Origin of the sequence: Methylobacter sp. BlB1, assembly GCF_015476545.1 — a bacterium.
In the GTDB taxonomy this organism is placed as follows: domain Bacteria; phylum Pseudomonadota; class Gammaproteobacteria; order Methylococcales; family Methylomonadaceae; genus Methylobacter.
In genome coordinates this window covers 1-11297 of record NZ_JADMKV010000098.1, presented here as the reverse complement: position 1 = coordinate 11297, position 11297 = coordinate 1, and the positions used below count along the sequence as shown (strand labels likewise).

The following is an 11297-nucleotide window of genomic DNA, read 5'->3' as shown; positions in this document are numbered from 1 at the left end:
CCTGTCCTGAGCGCAGCCGAAGGGCTCACCACGAACGGCTTAACTTAACGGCATTAGGGTAGTGATGCCTCCAAAAAGTACGATGCCTTGTAAGTGCTTTGGAGAGTGGGCTAATAGTTCATAGCGATCAGCGAATCGAACCGGTGTTGCAGATTCAGATGATGGGCAATGTGCCAAACCGCATCCTGTAACGGCGGCGCCAATTCCTGCCGGCGGGCGATCAGGCCGATTTCCCGCGACAGTTCCGGAAGCAACGGCAGGGCGGTGACTTCCTGACGCATTTCAAACAGGTTCAACAGGCTGTGCGGCACCACGCTGTACAGCGTGGCGCTGCGGACATGCGCGTATAAGGCGAATACCGAGTCGGTTTCCAACACCACATTGGGAATGATGTCCGCTTCGCGGAAGGCCGCATCGATCAGGCGGCGGTTTTGCATGTTCTGGGTCAACAAGCACAAAGGCAGTTCCGCCAAATCTCGCCAGCACAAGTTGCTTTTGATCAAGCGGGGGGCCGGGCTGCGGGCCAGCAGCACATGCCGTTCACGGTATAGCGGTAAAGTTCTGAAACCTTTGAGCCTGGGGTCATCCAAATAGGTCAGGCCCAAATCCAGCTCGAAACTATCCAGTTGGCGGATCATCTCATCGGAGCTCAATGAAATCAGTGTGACGCCAACGCCGGGATAATCATGCTGGAACGGTCCGGTCAATAACGGCGTTACGGCCAGCGTCGTGGGAATGGCGCCGAGGCGGAGCGTGCCGGTAAGCTGCCGGTGACACTGCGCCGCCTCCTGTTTCATGGATTCCCAGTCTTGTGCCAGCATTCGTGCCCATTTTAACAGGCGCTCGCCGTCAGTGGTAAAGCCATGAAAGCGCTGGCCGCGTTGAACGATGGTAATGCCTAGTTCTTCCTCAAGATGCTGGATGGCGGAGGACAAGGCCGGTTGAGAAACGTAACACGCTTCCGCCGCACGGCCGAAATGTCCGGTTTTCGATAGCGCCAGCAGATAATGGATTTGACGGATAAACATAATGCATTGGTTTGTTGAAAGACTGAGAACTGTCGGTTATTCAAGCAATAAGCCACCGCTATTGGCCGCTCCGGTTGCATCGAGGTAATAGTGTCCATCGCCATGGCTGACCACTCGTTGATGGGGCAGTGCGTCAAGCTCGGTGAGGTAGGTAATGGAGTGGGTTTTGATCAGGCAATAGATAACTTCACCCTCCTGCAAGGCCATATCCCGACATGCGAACGGCGTAATTTCGGCCAGCAGCGTGTTGCCGCAATCGACTTGTACGATCAGGCTTTCTCCGCTGGAAATCAATGCACAGATGCGTCCCTTGATTTGATTTTGAATCGATATGCCGTCGATATAGCAGCGCGATAAAGCTATGTCGTTGGCGCGTATCGATACTTGGGCCTGACTGCCGACAGCCAAATGCGGCCGTAATGGCAAGGTCAGCGGCAGGCCGAAGCTGTGGGCCAGGCTGCAACCGCCCAGATAATCGTGACGGCTGATCGTCACCGGCAGAATGTTGTCTATCTGGCGGATACCCAGATAACGCATCATGCCTTGATGTTTGGCGACTTCGAGCAGCGAACCGTTGTGCAGCACCTTGCCCTGTTCCAATATGATCAGCCGGTCGGTCAGTTCAAGAATCTCGCCCAGAGATTGGCTGGCATACAGCACCGGCAAATCTAGTTCATCCCGCAAGCGATTCAGAATCGGCAGCAACTGTAAGCGGTAACCGTTGCCGATCGCGGCAAAGGTATCATCCAGCAGCAACAGCCGAGGCGATTTGAGCAGTGACCGGGCCAGTGCCACCCGCTGGCGTTCACCGGCGGAAAGCTGTTCTATGGCATGATCGAGGATAGGTCCCAGTTCCAGCAACTCGATTAAAAAATCCAGTTTGAAAATACGGCGGTGTTTCAGCGTGTGATTATAGGCGGCGCTCAGATTATCGCGGACGGTTTCCGCCGAATCGGTGCAGTCGGCCTGCAGCACGGCGCCCACAGGCCGCTGTTCGCGCGGCATCATGATGCCTTTGCGGCTGTCGAACAGAATCTTGCCGTCCAGCACGATATGCCCGCTTTGCGGCTGAATAGTACCGGCGATCAGACCGAGTACCGTGCTTTTGCCGGCGCCGGATCGGCCGAACAGGCCGGCGCTGGCGTCATTGATCGACAGGCACGTGCTCAGGTTGAAATGCCCGCGGCGCAGTTTTACATTCATTTCTAGCAGCATGATTACCTCCATTAATTAACGGAACAACCCAGTCGCAACCGAAAGTTGGTTTGCGGCCGGGGCGTACGAGACATCAACCGGCGGCGGACAGAATCACCGACCCGGCTTTAAACACCGCGGTAGCCGGCTGACCTGCGCGCAAACCCAGTTTTTCGACACTGTCGTTGGTGACGGTGGCGGCGATTTGTTCGCCGTCGGCTAACTCGATGTCGACTTCGGCATTGACCGCGCCGGGAGTAACCCGGGTTACCGTGCCTTGCAGCTGGTTGCGCGCCGAAAGCCGGTAGTCGCCGAAATCGGTGACGATGATGATGTGCGGGGCCTTGACCAGCGCGATAACCTCCATGCCGGTCCGGATTGCCAGCGTTTCGACGGATTCCTTGGTAATGGATGCGACGATCGCCTCTCCACCTTTCAAGGCGACATGAACTTCGGCATTCACTGCGCCGATGCGCACTTCGCTGATAGTACCGGTAAACTGATTTCGTGCACTTGCTTTCATATAAATACCTCGCGGATCGGTTATCACTACCGGCAGGCGATGAAAAAACGGTTTCTTCGTATCCTCAATGACCTGTCGCATAAATTGAGTAACTGCTGTATGGATTTTTCGACTTACACAATTTTCATGTGGAAACACTCCAATAAAAGATGGTCTTTGTTGAGTTTTGGATTCATGGTCCAAAGCTCAACGGTTCTGTTGCATCGCCTGCCGGAGCCTGAAACGCAGCGTTTATAACGATTCCAGAAAGCGGATAACCGCCCGGCGTTTTTGGGCTGTTAATCCTGCGAAACGTTGCCGGGCAGGCAACGCCTCGCCCCCATGCCATAGCACGGCTTCCGTCAAGTTGCGTGCGCGGCCGTCATGCAGAAAATAGCTGTGTTCGTTAATGCGTTCGAGCAAGCCGATCCCCCACAAGGGCGGCGTGCGCCACTCTCGCCCGCCAGCTTGATAGTCGGGGCGGCGGTCAGCCAGGCCATCGCCCATATCGTGCAGGAGCAAATCGGTATAGGGATGGATGGTTTGTCCAGACAGCGCCGGCAGATCGGGAAATTCTCCGGTCGTCAAAACCGGTGCGTGACAGGCTGCGCAGCCAATGGCGATAAATGTCTGTTCGCCTTGTCGCACCATCGGATCGTCGGCATTCCGCCGGGCCGGGACTTGCAGCAGGCGCAGATAGCCTAGCACGGCATCGAGCTGGGCATCGGTCAATTCGGGCTGCCGGGCTGATGGCGACTGTTTACAGGCGATTTGAGCCGCTGTGCAATTCTCCTTGGGATGCAACGATGAGGTAATCCCCATGTCGCCGATAAAAGCGCCGGCAATTTGCTGCCTGAGCGTAGCGACATTGGCCTTGAGCCCGAAGCGCCCGATTGCCGGACGCTGCCGTTCGGCATCCCAGACATAATTGGGATGGCCGTTGACGCCCTGCTGCCGGCCTGCTTCAGCCAATTGCAGGATGGTCTGGTCAGAGACGGCTTCCAGCAAGCCCAGGCCGAAAACCGGTGGTCCGACGCGCGGGGAGAATTGGACGTCGCCGCCTAGCGGCCCGTATTGCAGGTCGGCGAATTGGTACCGCGGCGTTCTCAAACTGACGGTTTCGCCATCCGGCAGCGTCACGCGCTCTTCGCGATAATCGACGCGCACCGATCCTTCGCCGGATACGCCGGGAACGCCTTGTTCATTCAACTGATTGCCGTAGACAGGGTGCGGCAAGGAGCCTCCATGCGAATCGAGCCCCGGCAGGCTCAGGCGCACCAGCATCGAACGCATGGCCTGCTGCGGATTTTCCGGCGGCTGCCCGCGCCCGTTCTTGGGATGGCAGGACAGGCAGGACAATTGGTTGTAAAGCGGGCCGAGCCCGGCGATTTCAATATCTTGGGCCGGCGGCACAACCCAGCTCTGCCGGAGCAGGCTGCGGCCGCGCAACGCTTCGGCCCGTTGTTCGCGCGTTACCTCCGGATTGATCCGCGAGTAGGCCTCGCGCGTGGCATCCGCTATTTCGAAACTGCTTGCGGCTTGAGCCGCCTGCAGGCTCGTCAGAGAGCCGCTCAATGCCAACAGGATTACCAGGGCGCGCGTCATTATGGCTCCAACTGCTTTAGCAGGTGTTCAGCTTCGGCATAACGGCTGTCGATCTCCTGGCGCCAGGATTGTTCCAGCATCCGAGCTTTTGCTTCGGCTTTCGCATCGGTCGATCGGTCGGCGAATATCTGTTGCATGGCCGGGTTTTCAGCCGTTTTCGCATCGACAGGCACGGCCGTCAGCAACTGTCGAATCTTCGCCAGACGTTCGTCCTTGCCGGCGGCTTCATGCGTGCGCAGCTTCTGCCAGAGAGTTTGCAGGCGCGGATGATGATCAGTAAACAGCCGGTCAAACAGCGCATTGTTCAAAGCCAGGCGCGGCAATGCGTGGACCGGATCGTAAACGACCGGATGCAGGTCCGCCGCTGCGAACGGGTTGTAGTATCCGTCAGGCTTGTCCGCGTAAACGGCGGCCCGTACCGGCAGCTTGCGGATGTCGGGATGGAACAGCCGTTTCTGGCCGGCGTCCGATAGCACGAAAGCCACAAACTGACGGGCGGCATCGGTGTGTTGGCTGGCGGCCGTGATCGCGATATGGGCCGGCGAATAGGCGGCCGGTTCGGGATAGACGAATTGCAGCGGCGCGCCGTTGGCGATGGCCGAGGCCGTGAAAAAGTCGATGGCCGGTCCAATGCCGCGCTCGCCGGAACCGATGCTATCGGTGATGAAGGTGGCGCCGGATTCGGCCAGGCGGGCATTGGCGGCGATGCCGGCCAGTATCGCCCAGCCCTGATCCCAGCCATATTGCTGCAGGACGCTGTCGATCATCATCGGCGCAAAGCCGACCCTGGACGGCACCGGCAAAGCCAGATGCCCCTGATAACGCGCATCGGCTAAGTCTTGCCAGGTTTTCGGCGTCGGCAGGCCATGGCTTTGCAGATAAGCCGGATTCACCGCGAAGCCGTAGCCGGCCGTTTCGGTGGCGCAAAAAAAGCCGTCCGGGTCGGCCAGCGGCAGGGCGCCGAGCTGGTCGGCCAAGCCTTGGCGACTGATGCCGAGTTTTTGCCAGGCCCCCTGATTTTTCAGAACCATAAAGTTACCCAGCGAGGCGGACCAGTAAACATCGACGCCGCCTTGCTTGGGCTGGCTCAAATACGGCAGCGCGTCATGCGGCATACGCCATAGCACCACCAGGTCGATGTCCGGATAGGCGCGTTCGAACGCGGTTTCGAAACGGGACACCACGTCTTCAGGATAGGCGGTCAGGACCGTCAGTTTCTCCTTGGCGACGGCCGGAAAGGCGCTCAGGCTAATGATCAGTCCGAACAAGAGGCGTAAGTTTTTCATTGTTGCTCCCGATGCTCAATAACTCAGATTAAGGTTGGCGAAGTAATTCCGGCCCGGTTCCGGGAAGCCTTCTTCATAGGCGTAATTCTGATCGGCCACGTTGTTGACGCCGAATTCGGCACTCAACTGTTCAGTGGCGATGAAGGTGGCCTTGAGATTGCCGACCACAAAATCTTCCGCGATGCGCGTGCCGGTGGTATTGCTGTAGCGCTTGCCGTTGTATTCGGCGCTGGCGAGCAGGCGCAGGTATTGCACCGGCTGATATTCCAGGTACGTGAAAATCTTGTGCCGGGGCGTGTCGGTCGGATAAATGCCCGGATTGCTGATGTTGTTGCGATCCAGCCAGGTGTAATTGGCATGGGCCCGCCATTGGTCATTGATTTGCGCGGTCGCGAACAGTTCTACCCCAAGGTTTTCCTGCTGGCCGATATTCTGCAGTTGAGAGCAGGGCGGGCGGCTGCAGCTGTCGTTGGGCAGGGTCACGCTTTCGATGGTGTCATCGATCTGGCTGAAAAACAGGTTGCCGCCGTAATCCAGCCAGCCCAACGCCTTGCCGTCCAGGCCCAGTTCATAGTTCAGCGCGTCTTCCGGCTGCAGGGCGGGATTGGGCAGGGCGGTGCCCAGCCGGTAGGAAAAGCGGTCCTTGATGGTCGGAAACCGGGTTTTCCGGGCGAGGCTGGCATGCAACTGCAAGTCATCGGCAATTTGATAAAAGGTGCTGCCCTGGACGTTATAGGCGTCCTTGGTGCCGCTGAGCGGGAACGAAACCAGTTGGTTGTCGATCAGGTTCTGCGCCTGAATTTGTTTCTGCTGGTCATAGCTGGCGCCGACGACGAATCTGAGGTTATCAAGGGGCGTGTAGCTGTCTTCGATTGCGTAAGAAAACAACTCGTCGGCAAAACGCTGCTGCGGCTGGCCCTTATTGCCGACTTCGCGGTGCACATCCTGCTTGTAGCTGAATGCCAGCTTCAGGTCATGCTGGTCGAACCAGGTATTCCCGTATTCGATGCCGCCGCCGAACGTGTAATCATCATAGCGGCTGTCGAAGGCATACGGCCGGCGCATGCTGTTGTAGCTGGCGTCGTCATAGGATTGCAGGCTGTTCTCAAAGGTATCGTGGTAAGCGCGCAGTTTTACGGTATGCGCATCGCCGAACTGGGTCCGCGACAGGAAATACACGCTCTCCTTGTCCCAGTATGGCCAGCGCCAGAAACGGGGGCTGACGGTTTTGTCGGTGCCGGCGTAAGGCGGCGTGTCCTTGCGGCCGTTTTGATTGATGTAGGTGAGGGCGTATTCGTCAGTAGCGTTGGGAGTGAGGCCAAGCTTGATATTGCCCTTGTAATCGGTATTGCCCGAATTCTCGCGGATGCCGCCGTCCTCGCTGGCGGTTGGCTTGAAGTCATCGGAAAGCCGCCAGAACTGCCGGTCCAGATAGGACGCACCGCCCTGGATATACCACAGGCCCTGGTTCGAGCCGAAGTTCAACGCCGTCTGATAGTAATTGGCATCGAACTGCGAATCCATGCCCATGCCGGCCGTCAGATTGGCTTCCAGCTTCCGGGACGGGCGCCGGCTGACCAGATTGACGCTGCCGCCCAGCGTGTTCGGGCCATACAGAACCGAGGCATTGCCTTTGCTGACGTCGATCTGGCCAATGTCGAAGGTCGTAAACCGGTTCAGGTCGACATTGCCGTCGTAAGGCACATACACCGGAATGCCGTCCATGAACAGCGGCACTTGTCGGGAATTGAAGCCGCGCAGGTAGATCAGGCGCTCGTTGCGCGCGCCTAAATTCTGCACTGAAACGCCGGGCAGCAGATCCAGTGCTGAAGCGACATCGTTACGGTTATTGCGCGCTATGTCTTCGTAGGTGAGAGTTTCCTTGTCGGAAGGCTGTTCCACTTTGGCGTTAACTTCAATAACGCCTAAATCAAAAATATCATCGTCGGCCAATGCTCCTTTGGAGAAAGCTGTGATCATTAACAATAAAGCGGTTGTGCGCATGATTTTTTCTGTTAGATGCTGATAGAATACGGAAAGGGCTTGTGCACGCGAATGGTTATAATCGCGGTTTTACTTGCGCATCGATGAATATGGCAGTGCAAAAACAAGACTTATTCGTTCCCATCCGATAAGAATAAGGCTATTTTAATTCGTTATGTATTTATGTAAATAACGATAATTGACAACAGTCTGTTTCTATTCAGGAGATAATGTTCAACTTAATTTTTTGCGAGGCAACCAACACGACAATGATCGGCGATTCAAACCACGACGATTTTCCAACCGCCTGGATCGAGGGCGACTTGCGGCTGGCCGGCATACTGGACAGCCGTATGATCGGCTTGCTGAAGGCTATCGATGAAAGCGGCTCCATCAACCAGGCCGCCAAGCAGGTGGGCTTAAGTTACAAGGGCGCCTGGCAGATGATAGAACGTGCCAACAACCTGGCCCCCAAAGTGTTGATTGCCACAACGACCGGCGGCAGCAAGGGCGGCGGCACCCGCCTGACCGCCTCCGGCCAGGCGCTGCTGCAGCTGTTTACCCGGCTGGAGCAGCAGCATCGGCAGTTCTTGCGGCAACTCAATCAGAATCTGGCGGACGATCCCGAGATGCTGCTGCTGCTTAAACCGTTGGCCATCAAAACCAGCGCCACTAACCAATTGTTCGGCACGATCACCCGCATTCAGCCCGGCGCCGTCAATGCCGAAGTGATCGTTGAATTAAAAGGCGGTGAACAGGTTGCCGCAGACTTGAGTTTGTCAACGCTTGACCGGCTTGAACTCAACATTGGCAAGGATGCGTTGTTGCTGATCAACGCTCCGGAGATTGGCATCGTTACCGATTTCAACCGTCAACAATTCTCGGCGCGCAACTGTCTGCCAAGCAGAGTGATTCGCTTGCAGCGGGACGGCGTTGATTCGCAGGTCGCGCTCCGGTTGCCTGGCGGAGACAGTCTTACCGCCACGATAACCCAAGCCAGCGCTGAATCCCTGGGACTGAAGTGCGATATGCCGGTCAATGCCGTATTCAAAAGCAATGCCGTGATGCTCGCCGTGGCGGTGCTTGAAGAATCTCATCCGCTGACGCAGTAAGGTTTATGTCTGGAAACGATAAGAGAATCTCGGTCTGAGAACGGAATAGGGCGACTGAAGTCGCCCCCACAAGCTTATAGCTTCCGGAATCGGCAAAGAATGCGGCAGCAAGGATGTGCTGCGGTTTGGGCCATGAAGTTCAGCCATATTATTAGCAAGCCACATGAGATACAATCTTGCCAAGATTTTATAATTCATGCGAGTCATCGCTAATAATGCGGGGGGTATTTAATAATGATTTCTAAAAGAAGAATAACAGCTTCTTCCACAGCCCGTTTTACCTGGACTGCAAGGCCCAAGTATTTTTTTCTGTGTTTATCCTTTACCGTGCTGATCGGCTGCCAAACCGACCCCGGTACCGATCTCAACAATTCTAGCGCGACGGAAGGCTTTTCGCCGAAAGATACCGACAAGCTTTTCGTCGTCGATTGTTTGCTGCCGGGCCAGGTCCGCAAGCTCGGCACCCAAATGACCTACATTTCCAGCCGTCGCCCCATCAGAACGACAGCCGGCGAATGCGAAATTCGCGGCGGCGAATATGTGGCTTATGACCGCGCCAATTTCGCATCGGCTTTGAAAGTATGGCTGCCGCAGGCGCAACAGGGCGACGCGGAGGCGCAGGTGACGCTGGGCGAGATTTATGAAAAAGGCCTGGGCGGAATGGCTGATCCCGCACTGGCTGCGCAATGGTATTTGAAAGCGGCCGAGCAGGGCAATTCCAGAGCCCAAGTCAACCTCGGTTATCTTTATGAGAAAGGCCTGGGCGTAAAGAAAGACATTCCGACCGCATTGAACTGGTACCGCAAGGCATCAGGCCTGGCGAACTCGGATCTGCAGTTTGCCTCGGTGACCGAAGCGGCCGTGGCCGATACCTATAAGGCGCAACTGGAGGAACTGCGCCAGGAGTCGCAAAGCCATGCGGAAGAAGCCAAGAGCCTGCGCAAGGAACTGGATGAGACCCGGCAGCAATTGTCCAGCCAGCAGCGCAAACTGTCGGATCTGCGCAGACAGCTCGACAATACGCGTGACAAACTGGAACAGGAACGCGGAAAATCCAATCGCAATGACGCCCTGATCCACTCTCTGGAAAAAGACCTGGAAGAGAAATTATCCAGCCTGAATGCCCAGCAAACCAGAGTCTCTCAGCTTGAAACCCAATTCCATAAAGAACAGCAGCAAGCCAAGGCTGGGGTCGATGCATCCGGTGCGGCAAATGAGTCAGGCCGCCAGCAGCAGATGGCACAGTCCAGGCAAAAGCTGGAGCAACTGCAGGAACAATTGAAATCGCTGGAAGCGGAATATCACAATACTTCTATCCGCATCAAAAGCGACATGAGCGCGCTTGAAGGCAAGGCATCCGAGACGGGCTCTACGCAGGAAAAGCTGGCTCTGGAAAAATTGCGCGGCAAGCTCAAGCAGGACAAGAGCGAGCTTTTGGCTCAGGGCTTGCAGATCAAGGAATTGAAAAAGACGATCGAGCAGGAGCGACAGGCGCTGGCAAGCCTTGAAGACACTTCGTCTAATGTGTTGGCGCAAAACGGTCCGGTCATCGATATCATCGATCCGCCGATGACGCTGACCCGCGGCGTACCCAGCTATCAATTAAGATCCATTGACCGCAGCAAGAAAATCGTCGGCAAGGTCGGCGCCGCAGACAGCCTGAAAACACTGCAGATCAATGAGCAAGACACGCCGGTCGACGCCGACGGCACATTCCGCACCGATATCGCCATTGAGAGCGCGCTGACGCCGGTCAAGATCGTAGCAGTCGATAAACAGGGCAAACACAGCATCGTCACTTTCAATCTGCTGGCTAAAAATCAGGAAGCAGTCGCCGATGAAAAAACCTTGCCGGTCAAAGCCAGCTCGAAATCCTACCCATCCGTTGATTTCGGCCGGTTTTACGCCTTGATTATCGGCAATAACGACTACAAACAACTGCCGACGCTGAAAACGTCGATCAATGACGCCAAAGCGGTCGATGAAATGCTGCGGACGCGCTACGGCTATAAAACCACGCTGTTGGTCAACGCCAGCCGGCATCAGATCATGACCGCTTTCAACGATCTGAGAAAGGTATTGACCGAAAAGGACAATCTGCTGATTTACTATGCCGGCCACGGCGAGATCGATAAAAACGATCAAAGCGCCTACTGGCTGCCGTCCGATGCTGAACCGGACAATAACGCCAACTGGCTATCCAGCCATAATATCACGCAGTATTTGAGCATTCTGCCAGCCAAGCATATTCTGGTCATTGCCGATTCGTGTTATTCCGGCGCCATGACTGAAACGTCCATCGTGCGCCTGCCGGATGAAATGCCCGAAGAAAAACGTGAAAAATGGCTGAAATTCATGAACAACCGCAAGGCCAGAACCGTCATGACGTCAGGCGGCGTCAAGCCGGTGCTGGATTCAGGCAGCGGCGGCCATTCGGTATTTGCCAATGCGTTTCTGAAGGCGTTGGGCTCCAATACCGGTCTGCTCGAGGATTATGAGCTGTACAGAATCCTCTCCGGCAAAGTCAAGCAATCCGCGTCACAGATCGGCTTTCAGCAAAGTCCGCAGTATTCCGCCATGCAGCATG

At 56.2% G+C, this 11297-nt stretch carries 8 protein-coding genes; 2 read left to right on the top strand and 6 right to left on the bottom strand.

The annotated features are described in order from the left end of the window. Window positions 1-110: 110 nt before the first annotated feature. The 6 genes from IT781_RS20695 to IT781_RS20670 form a co-directional block, all read right to left on the bottom strand. Complete coding sequence (locus IT781_RS20695; protein WP_194972070.1) at window positions 111-1028, bottom strand: LysR family transcriptional regulator; 918 nt, start codon at window positions 1026-1028, stop codon at window positions 111-113. 36 nt (window positions 1029-1064) lie between these two features. Further along, complete coding sequence (locus IT781_RS20690) at window positions 1065-2243, bottom strand: molybdenum ABC transporter ATP-binding protein (protein ID WP_194972069.1); 1179 nt, start codon at window positions 2241-2243, stop codon at window positions 1065-1067. Between the two features lie 73 nt (window positions 2244-2316). After that, on the bottom strand, window positions 2317-2745 hold the full coding sequence (locus tag IT781_RS20685; protein ID WP_194972068.1) for a molybdopterin-binding protein: 429 nt from the start codon (window positions 2743-2745) through the stop codon (window positions 2317-2319). Between the two features lie 231 nt (window positions 2746-2976). Continuing rightward, a complete protein-coding gene (locus IT781_RS20680; RefSeq protein ID WP_194972067.1) occupies window positions 2977-4329 on the bottom strand; it encodes a di-heme oxidoredictase family protein in 1353 nt (450 codons plus the stop codon). Then, a complete protein-coding gene (locus IT781_RS20675) occupies window positions 4329-5615 on the bottom strand; it encodes an ABC transporter substrate-binding protein (protein WP_194972066.1) in 1287 nt (428 codons plus the stop codon). The genes IT781_RS20680 and IT781_RS20675 overlap by 1 nt, the downstream gene beginning before the upstream one ends. Before the next feature lie 15 nt (window positions 5616-5630). Then, window positions 5631-7619, bottom strand: a complete 1989-nt coding sequence (locus IT781_RS20670) for a TonB-dependent siderophore receptor (RefSeq protein ID WP_194972065.1) — start codon at window positions 7617-7619, stop codon at window positions 5631-5633. Window positions 7620-7828: 209 nt separating this feature from the next. On the opposite strand from IT781_RS20670, the gene IT781_RS20665 reads away from it, so the two are divergent. Together IT781_RS20665 and IT781_RS20660 are read left to right on the top strand one after the other, a co-directional pair. After that, window positions 7829-8710, top strand: a complete 882-nt coding sequence (locus IT781_RS20665; protein ID WP_228779323.1) for a TOBE domain-containing protein — start codon at window positions 7829-7831, stop codon at window positions 8708-8710. Between the two features lie 234 nt (window positions 8711-8944). After that, window positions 8945-11297, top strand: a 2353-nt coding sequence (locus tag IT781_RS20660; protein WP_194972064.1) for a caspase family protein, incomplete at its 3' end; no start/stop codon positions are given.